Origin of the sequence: Variovorax atrisoli (genome assembly GCF_014195185.1) — a bacterium.
GTDB classification, from domain to species: Bacteria; Pseudomonadota; Gammaproteobacteria; order Burkholderiales; family Burkholderiaceae_C; genus Variovorax; species Variovorax atrisoli.
Genome location: NZ_JACIBG010000005.1, coordinates 163317 through 189715, shown reverse-complemented (window position 1 = coordinate 189715; position 26399 = coordinate 163317). Strand labels below are relative to the sequence as shown.

The window sequence follows — 26399 nt, the reverse complement described above, 5'->3', positions numbered from 1 at the left end:
ATGGGCAGCAGGTGAGACGAAGTGTGGAAGCCCTCTGTATCGCATCCGTTAGCCCGGCGTGAGCTTGCGTAAAGAATGATGAACAGGCCGTCGGGCCCTGCGCAGGCTGCCTGCGGCGTGCGGACTCTGCATCACTTGGGCCGCGGCCGCTTCAGCCCGCGGTCCGGCGGCTGAAGCCTTCCCGCACGCAGCTCGGCGACACCCCTGGCGACGGCGCGGGCCACCTGGCGCACCTCCTCCTGCACGTCGGCGTCGGCATCCAGCGTGTCGTGGCTGGTGGCGTACGGCTCGTAGTAGCCGATGTAGCGGTCCAATCGGGCCTGCGTGCCGGCGTCGATCAGGCCCATCCAGTCGAGCCAGTCGCAGAGGTTGCGGCGCAGGCCCTCCACGCCGGCCACGTCGCCGTGCACCACCACGCCGTAGACACGGCCGTCGAGGTGCTTGGGATAGCCCCAGCCTTCCAGCTCCAGCGCCTTGGCCTCCTCGGGTTTCTTGCCGTGCGTACTTGTGGGATCGGGATTCCCACCGTCGGCGCAGACCAGCCGGTCGATCATCAGCTTCAGCGGGCTCGTGGCCTGGTACCAGTGCGTGGGCGTCAGCAGGATCACCCCGTGTGCGGACACCCAGCGCTCGTAGATCTCGTTCATCCAGTCGCCGGTCTGGCGCAGCGAATGGTTGGGGTAGCAGCTGCAGGGCCAGTGGCACAACGGCATGGCGGTGGAGACGCAGCCCTTGCAGGGATGGATCTGCCGGCCGTATTCGGAGGTGAGCAGGCTCAGGTCGAGCAGGTCGGTCTCGATGCCGCTGCCCTCCAGCACCTCGCGCGCGATCTGCGCGAGTCGCCAGGTCTTGGAGACTTCGCCGGGGCAGGTGCCGTCGTTGCGCGGCGAGCCGTTCACCAGCAGCACGCGCGAGGGGGTCTGCGGCTGGCTCCACGCTGCCTGCGCGGCGTCGAGGCGCGCCTTGGCCTCCAGCCAGTCGACAGAGAGTTCGTACCCGGGATCGGCATAGCCCGGCCCGGCCTTGCGGGTGACGGGCGCCTTGCGGCCCTCCTCGTAGGCCTGCCATGCGATGAGCTCGATGCGCCGCAGCGAGTCGGCCTCGGCGCGGAAGGCCGGGTCTTGAAAAGGCTGCATGAAGCGTTCGTGGAACTCGGCGCGCTGCAGCGTCTCGGGCGCCTGTCCTTTCCGGATCGTGGGGGGCATGCGCGCAATCTAGGCTGCGCGGCGCGCAGCCGGTGCGTGTGCGCGATGCCGATTTCCGGTAGGCGGGCGACTACATGCCTTGCCCGCAACGAGCGTTCAGCCGAGCTTTCCGCTCTGGAAGTCGTGCACTGCCTGCCTGACCTGCTCGGGCGTGTTCATCACGAAGGGCCCGTATTGCGCGATGGGTTCGTTGAGCGGCTTGCCGGCGATGAGCAGGGCGCGCGCCGGGCTGTGGTTGGTCGCGCCGGCGCGCAGCACCACGCCGTCGCTGTGGGGCTCGTTGGCGAGGATGGCCATGCGCCGCGTGGGAATCTCGCTGCCGGCGATCCACAGCGATTCGCGGAACACGTACACCAGCGCGTTGTGGTCGTGCGGCAGCGGCTGCGCGAATTCGGCGCCCGGCTGCAGCTCGATGTCGAGGTAGAGCGGCTCGGTGTGGGCGCGCCGCACGGCGCCTTCGATGCCGTGGCTCGCGCCAGCGATCACGCGCACGCGCACGCCGCCGGAGGTGGTGAATTCGGGAATCTCCTCGCTCTGGATGTCGCGATACCAGGGCTCGCGCATCTTGTCCTTTGCCGGCAGGTTGAGCCAGAGCTGGAAGCCTTCCATCAAGCCTTCCTCCTGCTCGGGAAGTTCGCTGTGCACGAGGCCGCGGCCTGCGGTCATCCACTGCACGCCGCCGTTCTCGAGCAGCCCTTCGTGGCCGGCACTGTCGCGGTGCCGCATGCGCCCCGCGATCATGTAGGTGACGGTCTCGAAGCCGCGGTGCGGATGGCTCGGGAAGCCGCCGATGTAGTCGCCCGGGTTGTCGCTGCCGAAGGCATCGAGCATGAGGTACGGGTCGAGCCGCTTCTGCAGCGGCTGCTGCAGCACGCGGGTGAGCTTCACGCCGTCACCATCGCTGGTGGAGACACCGGCCACGATGTGGTCGATGCCGCGCGGCGTGGCGACGGGATCGGTGGGGTGGTTGGCGTGGTGGTTGGCGTTCGTCATGCGCCCATGGTGGCACTAACTCCCCCGCCGCGCCACCCGTGCGCTGTCAGCCGGCAGCGCGTACGGGCTGTCGCGTCAGGGCCACTGCTGGCGCTGCCAGTAGCTGTATTTCCAGTGCGTCTCGAAACCGGCGCGCCGATACAGGGAGCGCGCCGCCTGGTTGCCCGCATCGACCTGCAGGAACACCCGCTCGAAGCCGCGCTCCGAGGCGGCCTGCGCCAGCCCGGCCAGCACGCGGCCCGCCAGGCCGCGGCCGCGCTGTGCCTGGTCGGTGCGCATGCCGTGCACGCTGGCCCAGCCGTGGCCGAAGGCCATGGCGCCGGCGGCCAGCGTCCGCCCGTTCTCGCGCACGCTGGCGTAGAGGGTGCCCTTGGCGCGCGAGAGCATGCGCACGCGATGGGCGCCGTCCACCGGGTCGAAGCCCTCGCCGAGGAACTGCGCCGACCACGCGCCGTCTGGGGTGCCGTCGACGTCGGCCAATGCCGCGCCCGGCCCCGCCACCTGCCGCATGCGCTGGACCGAGGCGATCTGCACGCAGGTGGGACTGTCGGCGACGTAGTGCCTGCGTTCCAGCTCGGCACGCAGGCTGTCGAAACACGGTGCGTCGGCCAGCCGCAGCGCGGGCGCCGCCTGGTGGCTGTCGTAGCGGTCCTCGATGCGGTCGAGCGTCGCGGCCTCGACCGCATCGCGGTGCAGCGGTACGGCCGACTTCGCGCGCTTGACGGTGCCACTCGCGAAGGGCAGGAGCCAGCCGTCGATTTCTTCCGTCACGTCGGGCGAAACCGCCGCGATGGTGGCCCGCTCGATGGCTTCGATCTCGGCCGCGGACAGTTGGAGCGTGCTCATTGCGTGACGGCCTCCGGCGCCGTGAACTTCGCCGCGGCCACGCTCTTGAGCAGGGCTTCGCGCTGGTTGCGGCTGATCCCGCGGATGCCTTCGGCGATCCACTTGATGCGCTCGGGGTCGACCTGGCCGTCGCGCCGCCATTGCTCGAGCACGGCCTGCGGCTTGTGCAGCATGGCAGCGAGCCACACGGCCTGCGCCGGCTCGAGCGTGCGCGCGCTGCGCTTGAAGTAGCGCTTCGCCGCCGCCTCGGCGCCGCAGATGTTGCCGCCCCATGGCGCGTTGTCCAGGTACAGCTGCAGGATGCGGGCCTTGCCCAGCGTCTGCTCCATCTCGACTGCGTAGAGCAGCTCGCGCAGCTTGCGCTCGGCGGTGCGGTCGCTGCCCGTCACCAGCAGCTTGGCGAGCTGCTGCGTCAGCGTGCTGCCGCCGCGCCGCGTCTGGCCAGGCTTCTGGTTGTTGTCGATGGAAGCGAGGATCTCGGTCAGGTCGTAGCCGCCGTGGGTGAAGAAACGCTGGTCTTCGGCGGCGATGACGGCGCGCGCCAGCCAGCTGTCGTTGGCCAGCTTCGCCGACGGGCCGCAGCTGGTGCGCGCGCCCAGCATGGCCTCGGTGCCCAGCCCTTCCACGGTGAACTGGCTGATGGTGGGCTGCACCGCGAAGGTGGCCTCGGGCAGCACCAGCTGGCCGCGCAGCGCGAGCGTGCCGCCGATGCGGGCGCGCTGGAGCTCGGGCAGCGCGGGCACAAGCACGGCGTACCAGCGGGCGATGGGCGCGTCCTGCACGCTGGCGTTGAGGTGGATGTTCCTGGGCATGAGCCTGCCGTCCCAGTTGCCATGCAGCTGACTCGTGTCGTTGCTCTGCGGCGTGGCCTCGAAGGTGCCGGCGAGCGTGTTGCCGTCGCGCCTGACGGTGGCGACCAGGCGTTCGACGCGGATCGGCTGGGTGCCCAGCGCCGGCACGTCGGCGCTGCACGGCGCGCACTGCATTTCCAGCATCTCGCCGGCCGGCTTCCAGGCGAAGCGCACGATGCCGAAGCGGGTGTCGAACGAACGGCCGTCGAGGTAAGGCGCGAACCATGTCGAGGTGGCCACGCGCACCGCCGTCGGCACGCCGATCTCGAAATTCAGCGGCCCCGCCTTCACCGTCGTGCTCCATTCGCCGGCAGCCGGCGCGAGCGCCAGCTTAACTATCAAAAAGATAGCCACACAGGCCGTAATGACCAGGGCCAGCAGGCCATAGAGCACAAATCGCAGGGTCTTCTTCACAGGCAGGTTTCTCAGATCGGTCTCGCTACGGTGACAGCTTGCCACGGCCCATGCGATTGGCCGCTGGCGGCTGCCCAGTACCAGCTTGAAGTGTCTGTGAAAGCCGTGCCTTGGGCGTCGACGATGCGCTCGCAGACGCTGATTTTTTGCGCTCCGTGCCGTTGCGCAACAAAACAGCGCCACATGCGCTCCTGGGCGTCGCGCTCCAGCCGCGCCTGCTCGATGCGGTAGCCCAGCGCGCGGTAGCAGTCCGCGGCCGGGTGCAGCATGCGCGTGGGCTGGCTGACCTCGCGCATCACCAGCGTCCGGGTGCCGTCGGTCATGCGGCCGATGGCGCCGGGGAAGCGGTCGGCAAAACGCTGCTCCACGTCGCTCAGCGCCAGCGGGCGCAGCGCGGCGCCGTCCCACTCGCTCGGCCACTCGTGCGAGGCGACGGCAGGCGCCATCGGTTCGGCCGGGGTGCGCAGGGCGGCCATGGCCGACCACAGCATGCACATCAGCATCGCCAGCGCGAAAGCCGTCTTGTGGCCGATGCGGTTGATGAAATGGTTCGCGAACCAGCGTTCAAAGAACGGTGTCGACATGGCGGGCTCCCTGGGTGGTGATCAGGCCCGGAATGGGCAGTTCGGCAGCTTCGGGCGCGGGGCGGGCCGGCACCATCAGCCGGGCGATGGCGCCGCACACCGCGGCCAGCAGCACCAGGCCCAGCGCGTTGTGCGCCCATGGCACGAGCGGATGGCCGGCGCCCTCGAAGGCGATCAGCACGCTGTTGCGCACGATGTTCCCGGCAAGCACCAGCAGGCCGACCATCGGCAGCCGCGCCATGAAGTCGCGGCCGCTGCGCGAAGCCCACAGCGCGACCGCGCAGGCCGTGAAATAGCCCAGCCACACCATCTGCACGCCGGAGCAGGGCGCATCGACGATGACCAGCCGGCCGTCGACCGCCAGGGCGGCGCCTTCGCGCGCCACCTCGAAGCCGGGCGACAGCAGCCAGCGGCTGACCTCGGCCGTCACCACGCGCAGCGGATAGCCGGCATAGAACTGCAGCGACGAGAGCAGCGGCAGCGCGAGCACCGCGAGGCCGGCCACCGGCAGCGCCGCCACCTTGCGCGGCAGGAAGGCCAGCAGCCCGCAGGCCAGCGCCAGCACCGCGACCAATCCGGCCGCGAGTGGCGGCAGCGCGGGCACGAAGCCGAGCCCCGTGCGCATCAGCGTCGCGAGCACCGTGCCCGCACCGGCCAGCGCGAGCCAGCCCAGGCGCGGCGATGCGCGCAGCTCGCGCCGGCGGCTCCAGGCCAGCGCCGCGAGCGCGACCAGCGCCAGCAGGCCCAGTGGATCGTCGGAGCCGTCGCGCATGCGCTGGGTCATCCACACCCAGGTGGGCATCAGCGCGACGAACTGCAGGCCGATCCAGCCGGCGGCCGGCGTGCGGTCGATGTGGATGCCCCAGTCCACGATGCGCGGATGGCGGTGGGCAAGCATTGCCAGTGACATTCTTTTCTTTCTTACGGACGGGTCAGGCGGTGAAGCGGCGCGCGTCGTTGCGGCGCGCGCGGCGGCGCAGCATGGCGAGCATCGACAGCACGACGGCGATGGCGCCCAGCGACTCGGGCTCGGGCGTACTCGGCACCTCCGCGCCGAGCGCCAGCTCGCTCACGCCTTGCGGCAGGGGCAGCGGCTGGTCCACGCCCACGCTGTCCTGCGGCGCGACGTTGCGCACCACCTTGTCGACGGCGATGAAGCTCGTGTATTGCGTGAGCAGGCTGTACTTCAGGCCGAGCTCGGTGATTCGGTCCTTCAGGGCCGTGCCGCCTTCCAGCGTCTCCTGGTCGCTCAGGCTCTGGATGCGGTGGCGCGCCCACAGCGTGCGCAGCGCGGCCGTGTCCTGGCGGGTGCTGCCGTCGATGCGCACTTCCTGGCGATAGGGGCCGCTCGCGCCCTGGCCTTCGATGATCACGCGGCCCCTGGCCTCGCCGCGCCACTTGCCGAACACGATCACCGGTCTTTCGCCCAGCACGTCGGGCAGCGCCTGCGGTTCCACGTCGTACACATCGAGGCCGCCGAAGGTGGCCTTCACGTTCGTGAGCACCGGCGACTCCACCATGCGGCGAAAGCGCGCGGCCTGCTCGGGGGCCTGGATCGGGTCGGTGATGATGAAAGGCTCGCCCATGCCGGCGCGTGCGATGCCTTCCATCAGGCTGCGGTTGACCGAGGAACCGATGCCGAAGGCGAACACGTTGGCCTTCGACAGGTTGTTGCGCACCAGCTCGAAGGCCTCGCGCTCCACCGTCACGTAGCCGTCGGTCACCACCACCACGGTGCGCGACACGTTCTCTTCCTTCGGCTCTGCATATACGCGCTTGAGCGCCGGGATGAGCTCGGTACTGCCGCTGCCGCTGTAGTTCTTGATGGTGGCCAGCGCCTGCTCGATGTTGGCGCGCGTGGCCGGCACCGACTTGGGCGAGAGCATCTTGTTGCTGCCCGAGAACAGCAGCACGTTGAAGGTGTCGCTCGGGCGCAGCCCGCCGATCAGGCGCTCCAGCACCGTCTTCGCGGTATCGAGCGGAAAGCCGTGCATCGAGCCCGAGATGTCGACCACGAAGATGTAGTCGCGCGGCGAGATCGCGCTGGCGGCCACGGCCTTGGGCGGCTCGACCATGGCGAGGAAGAAGTTCTCCGCGTTGTTGCCCTGGCCCTTGTAGAGCATCAGGCCCGATTCGATCTTCTCGCCCGCAAGGCGGTAGTCGAGCACGAAGTCGCGGTTGTCGGCGGGGCGGCCGTCGGCTGCGAGCACGACGTCGGCGTGCTGGTCCTCGTCGCTCTTCTTCACGTCGATGGCGTGCGTGGCCGAGCGGATCTCCTTGATGCCCATCGGCGTGTCGATGGTGGCCTTGAGCCTGAAGCTTGTTGCGGCGGCAGCGCCGGCGGCCAGCGTGGGCTGCGCGACCCACCTGGCCTGAGCGTTCTCGGACTGCGGAGAGTTGTAGCGCGGGCCGACCACGGTCGGGAACACGAACTGGTAGTTGCCCGACTGCGGCACCAGAAGTTCGGTGTAGCGAAGCTCCACCTTCACATCGTCGCCCGGCAGGATGTTGGCGACGTTCATCTGGAACACGTTGGGCAGCTGCTGCTCCAGCAGCGCGGCGGTCTTGCCCTCCTTCTTGGCCTTGTCGTACTCGATCTGCGCCTGCTGCTTTTCGCGGATCTGCGCGGTGATGAGCCGGTCGGCCAGCCGCACGTTGAGGCCGCTCACCGCGGCCTTGGTCGAGCCGGGGAAAACGTACTTCGCCTCGATGGCGCGCTGGCCTTCGTTGCGGTAGGTCTGCGTGACCGTCACGTCGGCGATCACGCCCGAGATCTTCACCGAGACTTCCGTGCCCTTCAGCGGCAGGCGGTCGACCGAGGGATCGTCGCTCTTCACGAAGAAATAGGGGCTCTCGGTCTTCTGGCGCGGGCCGGCGGGCGCTTCCTGCGCGTGCACCGGGCGCACGCCCATGGCGATGAAGCCCGCGGTCGCCAGGCTCACGGTGGCGAGCCAGAGCCAGCGGCCGGGACGTGGGGTGGTTTGGGCATCCATGGCGGGGGTCCTTGTCCGTGCGAACTTGCACGGCCGCAACTTTCTCCACCGCGCGAGAAGCCAGTTGGAAGGCCTCTTGAAGTCGACGGCCACCCGCATCCGCTGTGTGAAGTCTGTGTGAAGCGAGACGGCCCGCGCCCTTCACACGGCCTTCGGCTCGCGCGGCGAGCATCGCGGCCATCGCTACAGACGAGGAGAGAAAAACATGCTTCAGCTGCTCAGGGTCGTGATGAGTTCCATGCTGGCCAAGGTCGCCGGCCTGCTCTTCCTGCTGCTGCTCCTTTGCATTCCGCTGGGGGAGATCGATTCGATCAACCGCGCACGCGGCGAGAGCCAGCGAGAGGCGGCCAGCGAGCTCGCCGCCACCTACGCGGGGCGCCAGACCATGGTGGGGCCGCTGCTGCTGGTGCCGTACGTGGAACGCTGGATGGAGCCGCTGCGCAACGCGCAGGGCAAGGTGATCGGCCAGGAGCCGCGCAGCAAGGAGATGGCCCACGTGGTGTTCCCCGACAAGCTGCACATCGAGGGCACGATGGCACCGCAGGAACGCTATCGCGGCATCTTCAAGATTCCCTTCTACACGCTCGACGCCACGCTCACCGGCGGCTTCGCGGCCTTCGATCCCAAGGCCGTGTCGCACAGCGAGGCCGACTCGAAGATCGAGTTCAATGCTCCGCTGATCGCCTTCAACGTGAGCGACCTGCGCGGCCTCGATGGCTCGCCGGGCATGACCATGGGCGGCGAGGCCCTGCGCTTCAAGCAGCGTGTGCCGGGCCTGGACGACGACGCCTGGTTCGCCAACGGCATCCATGCACCGGTCACCGGCGCGGCGCTCGCGGCCTGGCAGGCCGGCACGCCGATCCCCTTCGAGATGAAACTGGGCCTGGTGGGGCAGGACACGCTCGCCATCGCGCCCATCGCCGAGGAAACCACCGCGCACCTGAGCTCGCCCTGGGCGCATCCCAGCTTCGGCGGCCGCTTCCTTGCGACAGAACGCAGCGTGACGGCACAGGGCTTCGACGCCCGCTGGCGCGTGTCCTCGCTCGTGACCTCGGCACGCGAACAGGTGCGCGCAGGCCTTTCGGGCCGCGGCGGCGCAGTGGACGTGGCCAGCAGTGCCGACGTGGCAGCTTCGGCTGCCCCAGCCGTCGCGCCGCGCCGCAACCTGGGCCCTTTGCAGACCTTCGACGTGTCGCTCGCCCAGCCCATCAACGTCTATTCGATGAGCACGCGCGCCGGCAAGTACGGCGTGCTCTTCATCGGCCTGGTGCTGATGGCGGCCTTCATGTTCGAGCTGTTCCGCAAGCTGCGCCTGCATCCGATCCAGTACGGGCTGGTGGGCTTGTCGATCGCGCTCTTCTTCCTCCTGCTGCTGGCGCTTTCCGAGAAGTTCGCCTTCCGGTGGGCCTATGCCGGCGCGGCTTCGGCAAGCGTCGCGCTGCTGGCGGTGTACTTCAGCGCCGTGCTCGGCGGCTGGCGGCGCGGCATGTCGTTCGGCGCGTTCGTGGCGCTGCTGTACGGCGCACTCTATGGCCTGCTGGCTTCGGAGAGCAACGCGCTGCTGCTGGGTGCGCTGCTGATCTTCGGCATGCTGGCCACGCTGATGCTGGTGACGCGCAAGGTCGACTGGTATGCGCTCTCGCGCCGCGGCGAGGCGACGCCCGTGGCACCCATGGCGGTACCCGAAACGCAGACCGCCGCATGAAGCTGCTGCGGATCGTCGCGGGTGCATCGGGCTGGCTGGCGCTGGCCGTGCTGTGGTTCTGGGCCTGGCACCTGAAGGATCCGCACCTGCGCTTCATGCGCGCGTGGGAACTGCCGCTGCTGTCGGCGTTGCTGCTCGGGGGCATCGCGATCGCGTGGCGTTTTGCACGAGGCACGCTGCGGCCCGTGGCACTGGGACTGGCGTTTGCAGCGCTGCTCACGGCGATCTGCCAGGAAGCGATGTCGCGCCAGCACCGCGCCGAGGTGAACGCCATGGAAGGCCCGCTCGCGCAGGCCGTGGGCGCGCATTTCATCGTCGGCTACGACGACGCCAGGGAACTGCGCGACCTGGCCCGCAAGGGATTGATCGGCGGCATCTTCGTCACCAGCCGCAACGTCCAGGGCCGAACAGCCGAGGCGCTGCGCGACGAGATCGCGGGCCTGCAGGCCTTGCGCAGTTCGGCCGGTCTTGCGCCGCTGATCGTCGCCACCGACCAGGAAGGCGGCGCCGTCTCCCGCCTGTCGCCGCTGGTCGAGCACCAGCCCTCGCTCGCCTCGCTGCTCGAAGCCGACCTGCCCGACGATGAACTCGCCAGGCGCGCCCACGCCTACGGCTCGCAGCAGGGCAGGGCGCTCGCCGCGCTGGGCATCACGCTCAACTTCAGCCCCGTGGTCGACCTGCGCACCGGCCGCGCGCCAGGCCGGTGGGACTTCCATACCCGCATCGACGAACGCGCCATCTCGGCCGACCCGGCGGTCACTGCGCAGGTGGCGCTCGCTTACGAGCTGGGCCTCGAATCGGCTGGGGTGCGAGGCACGCTCAAGCACTTTCCCGGCCTGGCGGACGTGGCCGAGGACACCCACCATTTCGCCGCCGAACTGCGCACGCCGGTCGCCCGGCTCTCGGCCCGCGACTGGAAGCCGTTTCAAGACGTATCGAAACATTCGGATGCGGCCATCATGCTCGGCCATGTCATCCTCGCGGAACTTGACGCCGCTTATCCGGTCTCTTTCTCGCGCAAAATCGTGCAATGGGTGATCCGCGGCGAGTGGGGCTACCAGGGCCTGCTCGTCACGGACGATCTCACGATGGGCGCGGCCTACAACCGCGGTCTCTGCGACGCCACCGTCCGTGCGCTCGACGCCGGGGTGGATCTTCTGCTTATCGCCTTCGACCACGACAAGTACTTCGATGCCATGCATTGCGCGCAGCGTGCTGCGCGGCAAGGCACGCTCGAGCTCCGGACGCCGGAACGCGGCAGCGTGCGGCGGCTCCAATCCTTTCGCTAGCCAAACAGGCATTTCCCATGTTCAAACGCTCAAACTCCAAGGCCCCCGGCGACGACGGCGCGGCGCCGCCCGGCTCCCGCTTCGACTGGAAGCGCATCGCCGGCTGGGGCGCCATCGGTGTCGGCTCCGGCGCGCTGGTGGTGCTGGTCGCGGCCATCGTCGCGGTGGTGACCATCTATCCGAAACTGCCCGACGTCTCGGAGCTTTCCGACTACCGCCCCAAGCTGCCGCTGCGCGTGTATTCGACGGAAGGCCAGCTGATCGGCGAGTTCGGTGAAGAGCGCCGCAACCTCACGCCCTTCGCCAACATCCCCAAGGTGATGAAGGACGCGGTGCTGGCCGTGGAGGACGCCCGCTTCTACGACCACGGCGGCGTCGACTACAAGGGCTTCGTGCGTGCCGCCGTGGCCAGCCTGAAGGGCGGACGCAAGCAGGGCGCGTCGACCATCACGATGCAGGTGGCGCGCAACGTGTACCTGAGCTCCGAGCGGACCATGAGCCGCAAGACCTACGAGATCCTGCTGGCGATGCGGCTCGAGCAGCAGCTCACGAAGGACCAGATCCTCGAGATCTACCTGAACCAGATCTACCTCGGAAACCGCGCCTACGGTTTCGCCGCCGCGGCCGAGACCTACTTCGGCAAGCCGCTGCAGAACATCACCATCGCCGAGGCCGCGATGCTCGCGGGCCTGCCGAAGGCACCGGGCGCGAACAACCCGGTGGCCAACCCGCGCCGCGCGCGCGCGCGCCAGCTGTACGTGATCGACCGCATGCAGGAAACGGGGTTCATCACCGCCGAGCAGGCGGACGCCGCGAAGAAGGAGGAACTGCACCTGCGCGACGCGGCCGACCCCAACCGCCTGCATGCCGAATACGTGGCCGAGACGGTGCGCCAGATGATGTACGCGCAGTACGGCGACAGCATCTACACCAGCGGCATGAAGGTCTACACCTCGATCGTGGCGGCCGACCAGGCGGCTGCCTACAGGTCGCTGCGCAAGGGCATCATGGACTACGAACGCCGCCAGCCCTACCGCGGCCCCGAGAAGTTCGTCGACCTGCCGACCGAGCAGAAGGAGATCGACGAAGCGGTGGACGACGCACTGGCCGAGCATCCCGACAACGGCGACGTGATCGCGGCCGTGGTGCTCGAAGCGAGCGCGAAGGAAATCAGCGCGGTGCGCGCGAACGGTGAAACCATCCAGGTCACCGGCGAGGGCCTCAAGCCCGCGCAGTCGGGCCTTGCCGCAAAGGCGCCGCCCAACATCAAGATCCGCCGCGGCGCGGTCATCCGCGTGGCGAGGACGCCGAAGAACACCTGGGAGATCACCCAGCTGCCCGAGGTGGAGGGCGCCTTCATCGGCATGGACCCGCGCAGCGGCGCCATCAAGGCGCTGGTGGGCGGCTTCGACTACGGCAAGAACAAGTTCAACCACGTGACGCAGGCCTGGCGCCAGCCGGGTTCGAGCTTCAAGCCCTTCATCTACTCGGCCGCGCTCGAGAAGGGCTTCACGCCCGCCACCGTGGTGAACGACGCGCCGCTGTACTTCGACGCGAGCGCCAACGGCGGCCAGCCCTGGGAGCCGAAGAACTTCGAGGGCACCTACGAGGGCCCGATGCCGCTGCGCACCGCGCTGATGAAGTCGAAGAACCTGGTTACGCTGCGCGTGCTGCAGTCGATCGGCGCGCCCTATGCGCAGGACTGGATCACGAAGTTCGGCTTCGACAAGGACAAGCATCCCGCCAACCTGCCGATGGGCCTGGGCGCCGGCTCGGTCACGCCAATGCAGATGGCGGTGGGCTACTCGGTGTTCGCCAACGGCGGCTACCGCGTCAATCCGTACCTGGTCACGCGCGTCACCGACCTGCGCGACAAGGTCATCATGGAAACCGAGCCGCCGGTGCTCGACGAGACGCGCCGCGCGATCCCGCAGCGCAACGCCTTCATCATGGATTCGCTGCTGCAGAGCGTGGTGCGCAACGGCACCGGTTTCAAGGCCTACCAGGCGCTCAAGCGCGACGACCTCTTCGGCAAGACCGGCACCACCAACGATTCCTTTGACACCTGGTTCGCAGGCTTCCAGCCGACCATGGTGGGCATCGCGTGGGTCGGCTACGACACGCCGCGCCAGCTCGGCGTGCGTGGCGAGACCGGCGGCAGCCTGAGCCTGCCGATCTGGACCGGCTACATGCAGACCGCGCTGCAGGGCGTGCCGGTGACGCATCCGGCCCAGCCCGAGGGCGTGGTGAGCATCGACGGCGAGTGGTACTTCGACGACTTCACGCCGGGCCACAACGTGGCGAGCCTGGGCCTGGAGAGCAGCGACACGCCGCCGCCGCCGGTCGAGCAGCTCACCGGCGCTCCCGTCGGTGCGCCGCCCCCGCCGGAGGAACGCAACCGGATCCTCGATTTCTTCCGGTAGCCGGGCTTCTTCGGGGAGCCGGAAGCGAAGGCGGGTTCGCGGTGCCTACACTCGGTACCGCCTCCCGCCTTTTCCTTTTTCTCCTTCTCCCGCATCCATGGAAATCCTCACCCTGGTGGCACTCGTCGCCGCCGGCTTCTACATCCTCAAGTCCAGGGAACAACGCCTGCGCATCGCCCTGCTGGCCAGCCACCTCGGCCGCTATCAGATCGAGAAGCTGATGGAAAGCCTCACCTCCGGCTACATGCGCTGCCTCGGCGAGGACGACGCCGAGCGCCGCCGCCAGATCTGGCAGATCCTGGACAGCACCGAGGAAAAACTCTCCGGCCAGATCGACGGCTTCGCAGCCGAGTTCTCGCGCATGCCAGAACCCGTCACCCGCGTGAGCAAGCTGCCGGTGGCCGTTCCCCTCTTCACCCAGTTCTTTCCGTCGGCGACCTTCGACATGCGCCAGGCGTTGCTCATCCATGCACGCGGCATCGCCGGCGTGATGCGCAACGAAGAAGGCCGTACACCGAAGTCGAAGGCCTACATGATGTCGGCCGAGCTGTTCCTGCTGCAGCACACCTGCCACTGGTATTGCCGCTCGAAGACGGTGGCCTCGGCCCGCATGATCGGCCAGCACCAGACGCAGTATCTGCAGGCGCTGGGCGCGGCGAGCCCGCAGACGCGTGAAGCCTATCGCGCGCTGGTCGGGCGCTGAGCCTTTCGCGATGCTGCCCACGGGTCTCGATCACCATCGGGTTCACGCAGGGCAGGCCGATTTCGCCTGCGAAGGCGAGGTTCTGTATTCGCCAGTCAAGTCGCTCTGGTTCTCCGGCATGGCAGCCTCCGCGGCGGTGGGCGGCTTTTTCTGTTTCCGGTGGGATGCATTCGCGCTTTTCGTCGCCAGCACCGCGTTCGTGCTGCTGTTCGGCCATTCGCTCGGAAGCCATCGCCAGCTGATTCACCACAGCTTCCAATGTCCGCGATGGCTGCGCTGCGCCTTGATCTATTGCGGCGTCCTCGTCGGCCTGGCCGGTCCGCTGAGCATCCTTCGCCAACATGAGTTGCGCGACTATGCGCAACGTCTGCCAGTCTGTCACGACTACCTGAGACACGGCCGCGGTTTCTGGACAGATGCATGGTGGCAGCTTCACTGCGACCTCCATCTCGCGCATCCGCCCGGCATCCGGATCGAGCCGTTTGTCGCCAATGACCGGTTCCTGTACTGGCTGGAAAGAACCTGGATGCTGCAGCAACTGCCCATCGCCGTGCTCTTCCATCTCTGGGGCGGATGGGCTTTCGTCTTTTGGGGTGTGCGCGCGCGTCACCGCCGGTGTGCTGGGCCATTGGCTGATCGGCTGGTTCGCCCACAACCACGGCGAGATGAACTACGAAGTGCGCGGCGCCGCCGTGCAGGGACGCAACATTCCATGGACCTCGCTGCTGACCATGGGTGAAAGCTGGCACAACAACCACCATGCCTATCCGGGCTCGGCCCGGCTGGGACTTGCGCCCGGCGAATGGGACCCGGGCTGGTGGATGCTCCGGCTGTTCGAACGCTGTGGGCTCGCCTGGGAACTGCGTCAGCCGGAGTCGCTGCCGCCGCGCCCCGAGCTCGTCGAAATCCGATCGGTGGCTCAGTGATGCGATGACAGCGGCAGCGTCAGCGTTGCCACTGCTCCGCCGCGCGACGCATTGCCCAGGTCGATGCGGCCGTGGTGCAGGGCCGCGATCTCCTTGACGAACGCCAGGCCCAGGCCCGTGCTCTTCTTCTGGCTGTGCGGCCTCGCGAGCGAATAGAACTTCTGGAAGACCTTTTCCTGCGCGTAGTCCGGAATGCCGGGGCCGTGGTCGCGCACGCTCACGCGGGCGAGCTTGGAAGTGGTTTCCAGGGTGAGCAGCACCTCGCTGTCCGGCGGCGAGAAATCGATGGCGTTGTCGAGCAGGTTGCTGATGGCGCGACGCAGCAGGAACGGGTCGCCTTCGGTGCGGGCTTCGTTGCGGATGTTCACGAGCAGCCTGATGTTGCGCTTCGCAGCCGCGGGCTGCGCGCTCGCGGCGATGTCTTCGATCAGCGCGGCCAGCGACACGGCTTCGGTGCGGTCGAGCGCACGCCGGGTTTCCAGCGCGGTGAGCTCCATCATGCGGTCGACGATTTCCTGGATGCGCTGTGTCTCCCGCTCGATGTTCTTCAGGAAGCGTTCGCGCTCGGGGTGCGGCATCGACGGCTCCTGCAGCAGCTCGGCCGCGCCGCGGATGGCCGAGAGCGGGCTCTTCACCTCGTGCGTGAAGGTCTGCACGTAGTCGGCGACGTAGTTGCGCCCGGTGAGCGCATCGCGCATCTCGCTGAAGCCGGTGCGCACGCCGTCGACCGCGCGGCGCGCCATGCGCGAGAGGCTCAGGGTGCGCTGGGCGCGCACCCAGGTCCAGTAGTCGCGGATCAGGCCGAAGGGCCGCACCAGCCAGACCGAGACGATCAAGGTGAGCAGCAGCAGCGCCAGCGCCGAACCCACGCCGACCCAGATGGTGCGCCCGCGCGCGTCTTCCACGAACTGGCCGAAGCTCTGCACCGGCTTGCCGACGCTGACCATGCCGACGATCTCGTTGTTCCAGCGGATCGGCGCGCCCACGTACATGACCGAGGTGCGCGGGTCGCCGTCGACGTCGCGCGTGGTACGTGCGCCGTACACCCCGGCCAGCGTGCGGCTCACGTCGCTCCATTTCGAATAGTCGGCGCCGAGGTGCCTGCCTAGCGAATCGAACATCACGCGGCCGTTGCGGTCGGTGACGTACACGCGCAGTTCGACGCGGCTCTTGTGCAGGTTGTAGATCTGCGCCGAGAACTCGCGCGCATAGAGCGTGCGGAACAGGGGCTCGAGCCGCGCGGTGTTGATGGCACCGGCGATCACGTCCTGCTCGACCAGGCTGGCCACCAGCTGCGAAGTTTCGACCAGCGATTCCTCGGCCGATTCGCGGTAGCGAGGGTCGATGTCGGAGACGACGCGATAGAGAAGGAAGGCGATGCCTGCCGTGTAGATCAGCAGGATGCCGATGAATATCCGGGTGCGCCGCGTCAAGGCCTGGCTCTCCCACAGGCTTGGGCCGCCGACCCCCTCATTGGGGGTGATACCTGCGGCCCGGCAAAGCCGGTTCCGCGGGATTCCGCGAAAAGGCGGGCCAGGGCCGGCGTCATGCCCTTGATGGCAGTTCTTCGTTCAGCGCATAGCCGGTGCCGCGCAGCGTGCGGATCGGCTCCACGTCCGGCGCGATCGCCTTGAGCTTGGCGCGCAGGGTCTTGATGTGCGCGTCGACGGTGCGGTCGAAGCTGTCGCTGGCGTCGTCCCAGACGAGCTCGAGCAGTTCGTCGCGCGTGAAGACGCGGCCCGGGCGCTGCACGAGCAGCCGCAGCAGGCCGTATTCGTAGCGCGAGAGTTCGAGCAGCCTGCCGTAGTAGCGGATCTGCATGCGCTCGGTGTCCAGCGCGAAGGGCGATGCGGGGGTCTGGGAGGCCGCAGGAGCGCCGTTTGCCTGATTTTGCTGCCCCCCCACGTGGTTCGGGGCTGCGGCGCCCTGGGAGGCTCCTGAGCCGTTTCTGGCACTCCGGCGCAGGATGGTCCGCACACGGGCGACCAGCTCTCTGGGGGAAAAGGGCTTGGCGATGTAGTCGTCGGCGCCCAGTTCGAGGCCGACCACGCGGTCTATCTCGTCGCTGCGGGCCGTCAGGAACACCATGGGTACCTCGGGGCCCCCCATGGACTGATTCAGCGCCTGCAAGCGCTTGAAGAGCTCGAAACCGTTGAGATCGGGCAGTCCGATGTCCAGGATGGCCAAGGCGGGTGGCTCCTGCGCGAACTGGGCGATGGCTTCCTCGGCGGTGGCGCACCACACGGGGACGAATCCGTCGCTCTTCAGGACGTATTGCAGCGTGTCGGCGATGCCCGACTCGTCTTCGGCGATCAGGATCCGGGGTTTGAAGCTCATCCGCGAATGTTAGCGAGGGGAGGAGCGCCGGGAGGACCGGTTCCGGCCCCTGCATGTGCGACCGGCGCGGCCTTTCGCGGCTTTTTTTTCGGGCGCAGCTTTTCCTGTCCCCTATCTCTTGTTCTTCTTATTCAAATTAGTAGTAGTAGATAAGGGTCGCACCCTGCTGTGGACATGCCGGTTTTTTCGTTATGCGACAAGCACTTGTCATACCGCCGTCACTGTGCGCAGCCGCGCTTCCGGTTTGTACCCGCCACATGGACAACATTGGGTAACCCTTCGGGCCTGTGGATAAACCAGGCCTTGTTCCAGAAATGTCCCCAGACTTGTCCTTTGACGGCCCTTCCGAAATCTGCGAAAGGCGGTTTTCGTCCGGAGAAATTCATTGCTGAAAATTTGGGCAAACCAAGGATTCCTCAATGAAATCAATGGGTTGCAAGGCCCCTACACAGAAGTGCCGACGTTATCCACAGAGTTGCCCAAGTTTTGTGGGGAGAAAGGCCGAAGGAACCTTCGGGCCGCGGCCGCGACCCCACCGAATCGTCGAAATCGAGGAAATATCGAACATGTCACCTTCTGAAACAAAGTCGATCGTTACCCTGAGCCTGCTGGCCGCCTTCGTCGACGGCGAGAAGCACGAGCGCGAGCGCGCCGAGATCAAGCGCATCGCGGAAGGGCTGTCGCAGGCCGACGGGTTGAACCTGCCGACGCTCTACCAGGATGTGCTGATGAAGCGGGTGTCGCTGGCCTCGGTGGCGGGCGAACTCAGGAGCACGGAAGCGAGGCAGCTCGCCTACGAGATGGCGGTGTGCGTCTGCGATGCGGACGGCACGCAGTCGGAGGCGGAGCGAATGTTCCTGGCGGACGTGCGCACCTCGCTGGGCCTGGACGCCTCGGCGGCCGCTTTCTCGCAGAAGGCCGAGGAGATCGCCGCCGTGCCCGTGGCGGCCACCGCAGCGGCAGCCGCGGCGTCGGTGCCGGCATCGGTGCCCGTTGCACCGAAGAACCCCGACACGGCGGAACTGGACAAGTCGATCCTCAACGCCTCCATCCTCAACGGAGCGCTCGAGCTGCTGCCCGAGACGCTCTCGACGATGGCGATCATTCCGCTGCAGATGAAGCTGGTCTACCGCATCGGCAAGTCGTATGGATACGAGCTCGACAGCGGCCACATCAAGGATTTCCTGGCGACGGTCGGCGTGGGCCTGACCTCGCAGTACCTGGAGCAGGCCGGACGCAAGCTGCTCGGCGGCCTGCTAGGCAAGGTCGGCGGCGGACTGCTGCGCGGGCTGGGCAACCAGGCCGTGAGTTCGGGCATGAGCTTCGCATCGACCTACGCCCTGGGCCACGTGGCCAAGCGCTACTACGCCGGCGGCCGCACGCTCTCGGCGCAGACGCTGAAGGACGCCTTCTCGGGCGTGGTGAAGGAAGGCCAGAACCTGCAGACGCAGTACCTGCCCGCCATCCAGGAGAAGGCCCGCACGCTGGATGCGGGCAAGGTGCTTTCACTGGTGCGCGGCGCTTGAAGTACTTATTCCAGGAACACCGCGGAACCGGCTTCGCCGGGCCGCAGGTGTTGCCCCCGGCGGGGGGGTAGGCGAAGCGACACGAAGTGCGCGAGGCCTGGGGGAGTACTGAGGGCCTGCTCACACTGTTTCCGGGGTCGCGTTGGTGCCCCTTGGGGCACGAACCCTGCGGGAAGGGCAGCCAGCTCGCGCCACTCGGCGTTGCACTCCTAGCGTGTGCGCATGCGCACGCGTCGTCGCGCGCCTTGATTGGCCCGCCCTGGCTGCCCTTCGCGACCCCGGAAACAGTGTGAGCAGGCCCTAGTTCGCCAAGTCGTCCAGGATCGGGCATTCGGGCCGCGAGTCGCCGTGGCAGCAGTGCACCAGGTGCGCCAGCGTGCTGCGCATGGACTGCATGTCGGCGATGCGCTGCTCCAGTTCGCCCAGGTGCTTCTCGGCGATGCGCTTCACGCTCGAGCTGGCCCGGCGCCGGTTGTTCCACAGGCCGACCAGCTCGGCGATCTCTTCCATCGAGAAGCCCAGGTCGCGCGAGCGCTTGATGAAGCGCAGCGTGTGGATGTCGGCCTCTCCGTACTGGCGGTAGCCGCTCTCGGTGCGCGCCACCGCCGGCAGCAGGCCCAGGCTCTCGTAGTGGCGGACCATGCGGGCCGACACGCCCGAACGCTGCGCCGCTTCGCCGATGCTGACCGGGCCCGTCGTCATTGAACCGCGTACCCCGCGTTCTCGATGGCGGCCACGATGTCCTTGCGCGGCTGTTCGCTCAGCACGTCGACATGGCCCGTTTCCAGATCGACCGTGACCTGCGCCTCGGGATCCACCGTCTGTACCGCGTTCTGCACTGCGTTCACGCAGTGGCCGCAGCTCATGCCCGTGACCTGGAATTTCTGGCTCATCGTGTTGCTCCTTTGAGGGTGATTGATGATGATGACGAAGGAAAGCGGCCATCCGACCGATCAGGCGACCGCATGACCCGAAGTTTGAACCTTCCCACGATGTCAATGTCCAGGGAATGGGTTCTGGAACTGCACCCTTGACCTTGACATGGTGTGAGGCCTTAGCCTCGGGCCATGGAAAAAGTTCAGCATCTCCCGCAGATCCCCACCGCCACGCTCGACCTGTCCGTCGGCGGCATGACCTGCGCCTCGTGCGTGATGCGCGTCGAGCGTGCGCTGAAGAACGTGCCCGGCGTGCAGGACGTGAGCGTGAATCTGGCGACCGAATCCGCCCGCGTGGTGACTGGCGGCGGGGAGGGCATCGAGGGCATGGACGCCCGACTGCGCCGCGCAGTGCGTGCCGCCGGTTATGAGCCCCGTACCGTGGACAGTGCTGCCGACGAGGCGACGCTTTCCCCCTGGGCCGGCTTCGCGCCCGTGGCGATCGGACTCGCGCTGTCGATTCCGCTGATGGCGCCGATGCTGGGCGATCTCTTCGGGCTCGACTGGATGCTGCCGCCGTGGCTCCAGTTGCTGCTTGCCGCGCCAGTGCAGTTCTGGCTGGGTGCGCGGTTCTACCGCGCGGGCTGGCATGCGCTGAAGGCGCGCACCGGCAACATGGACCTGCTGGTGGCGCTCGGCACCAGCGCTGCCTTCGGGCTCTCGCTGTGGCTCTGGTGGCGCGCCGTCGGCGGCGAGCATGCCGGCCACGGCATGGTGCCGCACCTGTACTTCGAGGCCTCGGCGGTGGTGATCACGCTGGTGCTGCTGGGCAAGTGGCTGGAGGCGCGCGCCAAGCGCCAGGCCACGTCGGCGATCCGCGCGCTGCAGCAACTGCGGCCCGAGGTGGCGCATCTGCTCGACGCCCGCGGCAAGGAAAGCGATGTGCCGCTGGCCGAGGTGATGGTGGGCGACCGCCTCGCGGTACGGCCCGGCGAGCGCGTACCTGCCGATGCGAAGGTGGTCGAGGGGCATTCCGAAGTCGACGAATCGATGCTCACAGGCGAACCGCTGCCGGTGGCCAAGGGCCCGGGCGATGGGCTGACCGGCGGCGCGGTGAACGGCGACGGCCGTATGGTCGTCGAGGTGCGCGCGGTCGGCGCCGAAAGCGTGCTGGCGCGCATCATCCGCCTGGTGGAAGACGCGCAGGCCGCGAAGGCGCCGATCCAGCGGCTGGTGGACAAGGTCGCCGCTGTGTTCGTGCCGGTGGTGCTGCTGATCGCGCTGGCCACGTTCGCGGGCTGGATGGTGTCGGGCGCGGGCATCGAGACCGCGCTGATCCATGCGGTGGCTGTGCTCGTCATCGCCTGCCCGTGTGCGCTGGGCCTCGCGACGCCGGTTGCGGTGATGGCGGGGACTGGCGTAGCGGCGCGGCATGGCGTGCTCATCAAGGATGCGCGCGCGCTCGAGATCGCGCACCGCGTCGACACTGTCGCTTTCGACAAGACCGGCACGCTGACCATCGGCCGCCCCGTGCTTACCGCGCTGGTTCCCGTGGCCGGCGCTGCGGCCTCGCAAGACAGGCTGCTGGCCACCGCCGCGAGCCTGCAAGGCGGCAGCGAGCATCCGTTGGCGAAGGCCGTGCTTTCAGCAGCAGCGCAGCGCAACCTGCAGGTGCCCGCGCTGGGCGCGATGCAGGCATCGCCGGGACGCGGCGTGCGCGGCGAGGTCGAGGGCGTCCAATGGGCCATCGCCAGCCTGCGCTGGTGCCGCGAGCTCGACGCGATGCCCGACGGCGCGGAAGTCGAGCGCCTGCAGTCCCAGGGCGCGACCGTCTCCGCACTGCTGCGCTTCGACGAAGCCGGCGCCGCGCATGTGCAGGCCCTGCTTGCATTCGCCGACGAACCCAAGCCGCAGGCGGCCGAAGCCATTCGCACGCTGCGTGCGCGCGGGCTGCGCGTGGCGATGATTTCCGGCGACAACCTGCGTGCGGCGCAGGCGATGGCGGCAAGGCTGGGCATCGCGGCGGAAGACGTCCGCGCCGACGTGCTGCCGGCCGACAAGGCCGCGCAGGTCAGCGCTCTTCGAAGCAACGGACACGTGGTCGCGATGGTCGGCGACGGTGCCAACGACGCGCCCGCGCTCGCGGCGGCCGATGTCGGTATCGCGATGGCGCCTTCGGGCGGCGGTACCGACGTGGCGATGGAAGCCGCGGGCATCACGCTGATGCGCGGCGATCTCGCGCTGGTGGCGCAGGCCTTCGAACTCTCGGGCCGCACGGTGGCGAAGATCCGCCAGAACCTGTTCTGGGCCTTCGCCTACAACGTGGCCGGCATTCCGCTCGCCGCCTTCGGGCTGCTGAGCCCGGTGGTGGCCGGTGCGGCGATGGCGCTGTCGAGCGTCAGCGTGATGGCCAATGCGCTGCTGCTGCGGCGCTGGAAGCCCTGAGCTTGTCGCGTCCGGCGCTCACGCTCAGTCGAACAGCAGCGCCATGATGTGGTCGTCGATGGCCTGTGCATCCGAGGCGCGCTTGTAGAACCTGCGCAGCGTGCCCTCGCGTTCGAAGCCGAGCTTTTCGTAGAAGCGCAGCGCAGGTGCGTTGTCGCTCTCCACGATGAGCTCGATGCGCTTGACGCCCTCCGACTTGAGCCGCTCGATCGCGTCCGTGACCATCGCCATCGCGATGCCCTGGCCATGCAGCGCGGGGTCGACCGCGAGCGTGCCGAGTCCGGCCACGTGCCGCACGCGGCCCGTGTAGCGCGATGCGCGGTAGAAGCCGGCGATGCGACCGTCGCGTTCGTAGATGAAGAAGTCGCCGCCGTCGAGCAGCTGCCTGTAGATCGGCCTGAAGTCTTCCAGCGGCATCGGGTCGTAGCCCAGGTAGGGCACGACCTTCTCGTGCATGTAGAGGGCGAAGACGGTGTCGATGTCTTCGGGAGTGGCCGGCCTGCGCATGATGGGGTGCCCCGCAACGATGAAGGCGCCGAGCATAGCGAGCGGCGCCGCGATACCGTTCAGCTGGCGAGCAGCACCGCCGAGACCGCCAGAAGCATCGCCTGCGCGCACCAGGCCCATCGCAGGCGAAGCCGCGAATCGAGCACCGCGCCGATGGACCAGAAGCCGCCGACCGAGAGCGCGAGAAGCGTCAGCCCGGTGTGGAATGCGAGATCGTCCGCGCGCCAGAGAAAGGCCAGCGTCACGCCGACCCAGCATGCGAAGTGGAGGGCGGCCGAGGCGACCTGCGCTCGCGTGAGCGCGGGAGCGTGGATGTGCATCGCTTCTTCCAACGAGAACGCGGCTTCAGGGAAGCGCGCCGCCACGTCGGCCGGCCGCCAGCCCGGCGGCTTGAACCACACGGCGATCTTGTCCCGCCAGCGTTTCGTGTGCCAGGCATCGCGCAGCAGCGGCACGTAGGGACCGAGGATCGCGCGCATCGGGTCGAAGCTCGCGAGCGCCTTGCGCGTGCCGTAGACGCAGCGTTCGGTCTCTTCGGCGAAGGTGCCGAACATGCGGTCCCACACCACCAGCATGCCGCCGTAGTTGCGGTCGATGTAGCGGTCGTTCACCGCGTGATGCACGCGATGGTTCGAGGGCGAGGAGAACACGCGGTCGAACCAGCCCAGCTTGCCGATGTGCTCGGTGTGGATCCAGAACTGGTAGACCAGCACGATCAGCCCCGCGAGGCCGAACTGCTCCGGCGGCACGCCGATGACGGCCATCGGCAGGTAGAAGGCCCAGCCTAGGAATGCGACCGTGCTTTCCTGCCGCAGCGCGGTGGAGAAGTTGAAGTGCTGGCTCTGGTGGTGCACCGAGTGCGCGGCCCAGAACACGGCCGACCTGTGCCCAGCGCGATGCAGCCAGTAGTCGAAGAAGTCGAACAGCAGCACCGCGGCGATCCAGCCCATGGCGCTGTCCCAGAAGGCGGGCCGCGTCCAGATCGCGACCATCGGATAGGCCATGGCGTACAGGCCGATCTGGAACAGCTGCGTGCACACCGCGAGCGCCTGGCTCAGCAGGCCCTGGCTCAGGCTGCCGATTGTGTCGCCGAAGCGGTAGGTGTTGCGCCGCTTCAGCCAGCCCCAGGCGAACTCGCACGCCATGAGCAGCGCGAACACCGGCACCACGAAAACGACCAGCCGATGCACCGCGCGATTTTTCAGGAAGCGTTCAGCGAATCTTCAGCGATCGGACGCGCGGCCGGCCACGATGACTGCGTTGGTGCCGCCAAAGGCGAAGGAATTCGACAGCGCATAGCGCATGCCCTTGGCTTCACGGGCCTCGCCCTGCACGAAGTCGAGATCGAACGCCGCATCGGGCGTCTGCAGGTTGGCGATGGGCGGCAGCGTCTCGCGCGCCAGCGCGCGCAGCGCCGCGACGAGCTCGATCGCACCGCCGCCGCCGAGCACGTGGCCGTGGATGGCCTTGGTGGCGCTCACCGGCACGGTGTTGCCGAACACCTCGCGGATCGATGCGGCCTCGGCTGCATCGCCGGCCGAGGTGGCCGTGCCGTGTGCGTTGATGTGGCCGATCTCGGAAGCCTCGATGCCCGCGTCGCGCAGCGCGGCGCGCATCACGCGCACCTGGCCTGCGGTGTCGGGGTTGGTGATGTGCGTGCCGTCGCAGTTGGTGGCGTAGCCCGCGAGCACGAAGGGCGCGGCTTCCGCGCCGCGCGCAGCGGCGTGCGCTTCCGATTCGAGCACCAGCGCGGCCGCGCCCTCGCCGATGGCGAAGCCCGCGCGGTCGCCCGAGAAGGGGCGGCAGGCGGTCGACGGCGCATCGGCCGGCGGCGGCGCCATCACGCGCATGGCGTGCCAGCTGGCCATCACGCCGGGCGTGAGCATGGCGTCGTGGCCGCCGACGATGGCGACGTCGATCCAGCCGCCGCGGATGGCGCGCATCGCCTCGCCGATGGCCACCGCCGAGGAGGCGCAGGCACAGGCGTAGGCGATGGCCGAGCCGCGCGCGCCGAAGTGCAGCGCGAGCTCCGCCACGGCGGCGTTGGGCATCACGGTGAGCACTGTGGTCGGGCGCATGCGGCGCTGCTCGCCGTAGAGCGCGCTGGTGGTGTTGTCGAAGCTGCCGGCTCCCGCCAGGCCGCAGCCCCAGAAGATGCCGAGGCGGTCGCGGTCGATGGATTCGAGGTCGAGCTTCGCTTCGGCAGCGGCGTCCTGCGCGGCGGTGAGCGCCATCGCGGTGCCGCGGTCCAGCGGCAGGCGAGAGGTGCTGCGAATGCCGTTCGAGTCGAAGTCGCAGGCCGCGACGGCCAGCGACATCGGGTCCATGCCCTTGATCTCCAGCGTCTGCGCGCGCACGGCAGAGCGGCCCGCGAAGAGCGCTTCGTCGAAGGCCTCCACGGTGCGGCCGATGGGCGTGACGAAGCCGATGCCGCTCACGCGCACGGGGGCCGATGCGGCGCGCGCGGCCGAGGCCGCGAGCACGGAATGCGCTGCGCCGCTGCTCATGCCGTTGCTTCGGCGGGCTGCGCAGCGACGTCGCCCGCGCTCTCCGCGTCGATCACTTCGCACAGGCGCTGCAGCGTGATGCCGGCTTCGCGCGGATCGAGGCGCTCCTCGGGAATGCGCAGGTGGAAGGCGTCCTCGACCGCGAAGACGAACTCCATCAGCGCGAGCGAGTCGAGGCCGAGGTCGGTCAGCGCGGTGGCCGGCGAGACGGCCGCGGGGTCGACGCGGAAGTCGTCACGCAGGATCGCGGCGATGGTGTTGAAGGTGGGCGAGAAGAGATCGGAAGAAGACATGGAGATGCTTTCCTTTCGGGCGTGATCGGGGTTGTCAGGCGTACAGCGGATGCTCGGGCATCGTGCCATGCGCCACCGCTTCGACGAATGACACTGTTTCGCTCACGACCTGTTGACGATCGTTGTCGATCGTGATCATGTGGTAGCTGTTGGCCACCACGACGGCACGGAATGCGCGGCAGCGAAGGCCGCGCGCGAGGATGCCCAGGTTGGCCACGCTGGCCACCTCGTCCTGCTGGGCATGCAGCGCGAGCACGTTGTGGCACTGCACGCGCTCGAGGTTGCGGCGCACGTGACGGATGAGCCGGTCGTGCTCGCGCAGGTGGCCCACCCCGATGACCGAGCTGCCAGCGCGCGAGATCTTGCGGTGGCGCAACTCGCGCTCGATCCAGGCGCGCACGCGTTCGTTCTTGACGCCGTAGGGCGGGCGCTCGCGGTATTGCCAGAGCCGGCCCAGCGGCGTGTAGAAGGCCAGCGGCAGCAGGAACTGCGTGCGCGGAATGGCCCAGCCGTCGAACCGCAGCGTGGTCGACATGAGCACCAGCGCGTCGACGTCACTGCCGCAGCGGATGGCCGCGCCCAGGGCCAGCGAGGAGCCGGCCGAGATGCCGATGAGCATCACGCGGTCGTGGCGCTCGCGCAGCGACTTCACCTGCGCCTGGATCGTGTCGAGCCAGCGTTCGTAGGGCGCCGCGTGCTGCAGCGGTGCGCTGGGGTCGAACGAGTAGCCCTCGATCGAAAGCGGATAGACCGGATAGCCCCGGCTGCGCAGCGCCGACTGTACGGTCAGCAACTCGTCAGGCGTGCTGCATAAACCATGCAGCAGGACCACCGCGGTGCCTTGCACCTCGGGAGGAACCAGGCTCAGCAGATCGGAGGGTTCGCGCGCACTCATCGTGTGGTTCGGGCCATGAAAATGGCCCGTGATTCATCGTGCTGTCGTATGCTCATGCTGCGTTTATCGCTTGGAGCGACTG

24 protein-coding genes are annotated in these 26399 nt (G+C 68.2%); 8 read left to right on the top strand and 16 right to left on the bottom strand.

The window, feature by feature from the left end:
* Window positions 1-131: 131 nt before the first annotated feature.
* The 7 genes from FHY06_RS18695 to FHY06_RS18665 all read right to left on the bottom strand — a co-directional run bounded on the left by FHY06_RS18695 (window position 132) and on the right by FHY06_RS18665 (window position 7886).
* Complete coding sequence (locus FHY06_RS18695; RefSeq protein ID WP_126183579.1) at window positions 132-1205, bottom strand: flavodoxin family protein; 1074 nt, start codon at window positions 1203-1205, stop codon at window positions 132-134.
* Window positions 1206-1301: 96 nt separating this feature from the next.
* Window positions 1302-2198 (bottom strand): pirin family protein, encoded by an 897-nt coding sequence (locus FHY06_RS18690; protein WP_019653642.1) that lies wholly within the window; start codon window positions 2196-2198, stop codon window positions 1302-1304.
* A 75-nt stretch (window positions 2199-2273) separates the two neighbouring features.
* Window positions 2274-3044: a GNAT family N-acetyltransferase gene (locus FHY06_RS18685; RefSeq protein ID WP_184606004.1), complete on the bottom strand. Its 771-nt coding sequence runs from the start codon at window positions 3042-3044 to the stop codon at window positions 2274-2276.
* A complete protein-coding gene (locus FHY06_RS18680; RefSeq protein WP_184606003.1) occupies window positions 3041-4309 on the bottom strand; it encodes a biosynthetic peptidoglycan transglycosylase in 1269 nt (422 codons plus the stop codon). The genes FHY06_RS18685 and FHY06_RS18680 overlap by 4 nt, the downstream gene beginning before the upstream one ends.
* An 11-nt stretch (window positions 4310-4320) precedes the next feature.
* Complete coding sequence (locus FHY06_RS18675; protein ID WP_184606002.1) at window positions 4321-4893, bottom strand: exosortase Q subunit 2; 573 nt, start codon at window positions 4891-4893, stop codon at window positions 4321-4323.
* Window positions 4874-5803 carry an exosortase Q gene (xrtQ, locus tag FHY06_RS18670; protein WP_184606001.1) on the bottom strand — a complete coding sequence of 310 codons (930 nt, stop codon included), beginning with the start codon at window positions 5801-5803 and terminating at the stop codon, window positions 4874-4876. The genes FHY06_RS18675 and xrtQ overlap by 20 nt, the downstream gene beginning before the upstream one ends.
* Window positions 5804-5825: 22 nt before the next feature.
* The gene (locus FHY06_RS18665; protein WP_184606000.1) at window positions 5826-7886 is read right to left on the bottom strand and encodes a VIT and vWA domain-containing protein; all 2061 of its coding nucleotides are present in this window, start codon (window positions 7884-7886) and stop codon (window positions 5826-5828) included.
* 205 nt (window positions 7887-8091) lie between these two features.
* Here FHY06_RS18665 and creD point away from each other — a divergent pair, with 205 nt between their 5' ends.
* The 6 genes from creD (at window position 8092) to FHY06_RS34850 (ending at window position 14932) form a co-directional block, all read left to right on the top strand.
* Entirely contained in the window at window positions 8092-9591 is a 1500-nt protein-coding gene (creD, locus tag FHY06_RS18660; RefSeq protein ID WP_184605999.1) for a cell envelope integrity protein CreD, read from the top strand.
* A complete protein-coding gene (locus FHY06_RS18655; protein ID WP_184605998.1) occupies window positions 9588-10880 on the top strand; it encodes a glycoside hydrolase family 3 N-terminal domain-containing protein in 1293 nt (430 codons plus the stop codon). The genes creD and FHY06_RS18655 overlap by 4 nt, the downstream gene beginning before the upstream one ends.
* Before the next feature lie 17 nt (window positions 10881-10897).
* Entirely contained in the window at window positions 10898-13303 is a 2406-nt protein-coding gene (locus FHY06_RS18650) for a penicillin-binding protein 1A (RefSeq protein WP_184605997.1), read from the top strand.
* Window positions 13304-13400: 97 nt separating this feature from the next.
* Window positions 13401-14006 (top strand): hypothetical protein, encoded by a 606-nt coding sequence (locus FHY06_RS18645; RefSeq protein ID WP_184605996.1) that lies wholly within the window; start codon window positions 13401-13403, stop codon window positions 14004-14006.
* Window positions 13975-14745, top strand: a complete 771-nt coding sequence (locus FHY06_RS18640; RefSeq protein ID WP_260310517.1) for a fatty acid desaturase family protein — start codon at window positions 13975-13977, stop codon at window positions 14743-14745. The genes FHY06_RS18645 and FHY06_RS18640 overlap by 32 nt, the downstream gene beginning before the upstream one ends.
* Window positions 14627-14932 carry a hypothetical protein gene (locus tag FHY06_RS34850; protein ID WP_409327461.1) on the top strand — a complete coding sequence of 102 codons (306 nt, stop codon included), beginning with the start codon at window positions 14627-14629 and terminating at the stop codon, window positions 14930-14932. The genes FHY06_RS18640 and FHY06_RS34850 overlap by 119 nt, the downstream gene beginning before the upstream one ends.
* Here the strand turns inward: FHY06_RS34850 and creC are convergent.
* Both creC and creB read right to left on the bottom strand, forming a co-directional pair.
* Window positions 14926-16365: a two-component system sensor histidine kinase CreC gene (gene creC / locus FHY06_RS18635; protein ID WP_019653631.1), complete on the bottom strand. Its 1440-nt coding sequence runs from the start codon at window positions 16363-16365 to the stop codon at window positions 14926-14928. The two genes, FHY06_RS34850 and creC, sit on opposite strands and share 7 nt — an antisense overlap.
* Window positions 16366-16477: 112 nt before the next feature.
* On the bottom strand, window positions 16478-17269 hold the full coding sequence (gene creB, locus FHY06_RS18630) for a two-component system response regulator CreB (protein WP_126183569.1): 792 nt from the start codon (window positions 17267-17269) through the stop codon (window positions 16478-16480).
* Between the two features lie 566 nt (window positions 17270-17835).
* Here creB and FHY06_RS18625 point away from each other — a divergent pair.
* A complete protein-coding gene (locus FHY06_RS18625) occupies window positions 17836-18795 on the top strand; it encodes a YcjF family protein (protein WP_126183568.1) in 960 nt (319 codons plus the stop codon).
* Window positions 18796-19095: 300 nt separating this feature from the next.
* On the opposite strand, the gene cueR is transcribed toward FHY06_RS18625, so the two are convergent.
* A complete protein-coding gene (gene cueR / locus FHY06_RS18620) occupies window positions 19096-19497 on the bottom strand; it encodes a Cu(I)-responsive transcriptional regulator (protein WP_019653628.1) in 402 nt (133 codons plus the stop codon).
* Entirely contained in the window at window positions 19494-19688 is a 195-nt protein-coding gene (locus tag FHY06_RS18615) for a heavy-metal-associated domain-containing protein (RefSeq protein WP_019653627.1), read from the bottom strand. The genes cueR and FHY06_RS18615 overlap by 4 nt, the downstream gene beginning before the upstream one ends.
* A 174-nt stretch (window positions 19689-19862) precedes the next feature.
* On the opposite strand from FHY06_RS18615, the gene FHY06_RS18610 reads away from it, so the two are divergent.
* Window positions 19863-22115, top strand: a complete 2253-nt coding sequence (locus FHY06_RS18610) for a heavy metal translocating P-type ATPase (protein ID WP_184605995.1) — start codon at window positions 19863-19865, stop codon at window positions 22113-22115.
* A 24-nt stretch (window positions 22116-22139) separates the two neighbouring features.
* Here the strand turns inward: FHY06_RS18610 and FHY06_RS18605 are convergent, their stop codons facing one another.
* From FHY06_RS18605 to FHY06_RS18585, 5 genes are read right to left on the bottom strand one after another with little or no spacing between them, the layout of a single operon-like run.
* On the bottom strand, window positions 22140-22658 hold the full coding sequence (locus FHY06_RS18605) for a GNAT family N-acetyltransferase (RefSeq protein ID WP_240649977.1): 519 nt from the start codon (window positions 22656-22658) through the stop codon (window positions 22140-22142).
* Window positions 22659-22681: 23 nt separating this feature from the next.
* On the bottom strand, window positions 22682-23812 hold the full coding sequence (locus tag FHY06_RS18600) for a sterol desaturase family protein (protein WP_184605994.1): 1131 nt from the start codon (window positions 23810-23812) through the stop codon (window positions 22682-22684).
* A 33-nt stretch (window positions 23813-23845) separates the two neighbouring features.
* A complete protein-coding gene (locus FHY06_RS18595; protein WP_184605993.1) occupies window positions 23846-25129 on the bottom strand; it encodes a beta-ketoacyl-[acyl-carrier-protein] synthase family protein in 1284 nt (427 codons plus the stop codon).
* Entirely contained in the window at window positions 25126-25422 is a 297-nt protein-coding gene (locus tag FHY06_RS18590) for an acyl carrier protein (protein WP_019653622.1), read from the bottom strand. The genes FHY06_RS18595 and FHY06_RS18590 overlap by 4 nt, the downstream gene beginning before the upstream one ends.
* A 34-nt stretch (window positions 25423-25456) precedes the next feature.
* Window positions 25457-26317, bottom strand: coding sequence for an alpha/beta hydrolase (locus tag FHY06_RS18585; RefSeq protein ID WP_126183564.1), 861 nt, complete (start codon window positions 26315-26317; stop codon window positions 25457-25459).
* Window positions 26318-26399 lie beyond the last annotated feature (82 nt).

Coding starts and splice junctions, on each gene's coding strand:
- FHY06_RS18675 (WP_184606002.1), bottom strand. CDS start 4,893: ATGTCGACACCGTTCTTTGAACGCTGGTTCGCGAACCATTTCATCAAC.
- cueR (WP_019653628.1), bottom strand. CDS start 19,497: ATGACGACGGGCCCGGTCAGCATCGGCGAAGCGGCGCAGCGTTCGGGC.
- FHY06_RS18650 (WP_184605997.1), top strand. CDS start 10,898: ATGTTCAAACGCTCAAACTCCAAGGCCCCCGGCGACGACGGCGCGGCG.
- FHY06_RS18695 (WP_126183579.1), bottom strand. CDS start 1,205: ATGCCCCCCACGATCCGGAAAGGACAGGCGCCCGAGACGCTGCAGCGC.
- creB (WP_126183569.1), bottom strand. CDS start 17,269: ATGAGCTTCAAACCCCGGATCCTGATCGCCGAAGACGAGTCGGGCATC.
- xrtQ (WP_184606001.1), bottom strand. CDS start 5,803: ATGTCACTGGCAATGCTTGCCCACCGCCATCCGCGCATCGTGGACTGG.
- FHY06_RS18690 (WP_019653642.1), bottom strand. CDS start 2,198: ATGACGAACGCCAACCACCACGCCAACCACCCCACCGATCCCGTCGCC.
- FHY06_RS18595 (WP_184605993.1), bottom strand. CDS start 25,129: ATGAGCAGCGGCGCAGCGCATTCCGTGCTCGCGGCCTCGGCCGCGCGC.
- FHY06_RS18605 (WP_240649977.1), bottom strand. CDS start 22,658: ATGCTCGGCGCCTTCATCGTTGCGGGGCACCCCATCATGCGCAGGCCG.
- FHY06_RS18665 (WP_184606000.1), bottom strand. CDS start 7,886: ATGGATGCCCAAACCACCCCACGTCCCGGCCGCTGGCTCTGGCTCGCC.
- FHY06_RS18615 (WP_019653627.1), bottom strand. CDS start 19,688: ATGAGCCAGAAATTCCAGGTCACGGGCATGAGCTGCGGCCACTGCGTG.
- FHY06_RS18625 (WP_126183568.1), top strand. CDS start 17,836: ATGTCACCTTCTGAAACAAAGTCGATCGTTACCCTGAGCCTGCTGGCC.
- FHY06_RS18610 (WP_184605995.1), top strand. CDS start 19,863: ATGGAAAAAGTTCAGCATCTCCCGCAGATCCCCACCGCCACGCTCGAC.
- FHY06_RS18655 (WP_184605998.1), top strand. CDS start 9,588: ATGAAGCTGCTGCGGATCGTCGCGGGTGCATCGGGCTGGCTGGCGCTG.
- FHY06_RS18685 (WP_184606004.1), bottom strand. CDS start 3,044: ATGAGCACGCTCCAACTGTCCGCGGCCGAGATCGAAGCCATCGAGCGG.
- FHY06_RS18585 (WP_126183564.1), bottom strand. CDS start 26,317: ATGAGTGCGCGCGAACCCTCCGATCTGCTGAGCCTGGTTCCTCCCGAG.
- creD (WP_184605999.1), top strand. CDS start 8,092: ATGCTTCAGCTGCTCAGGGTCGTGATGAGTTCCATGCTGGCCAAGGTC.
- FHY06_RS18590 (WP_019653622.1), bottom strand. CDS start 25,422: ATGTCTTCTTCCGATCTCTTCTCGCCCACCTTCAACACCATCGCCGCG.
- FHY06_RS18645 (WP_184605996.1), top strand. CDS start 13,401: ATGGAAATCCTCACCCTGGTGGCACTCGTCGCCGCCGGCTTCTACATC.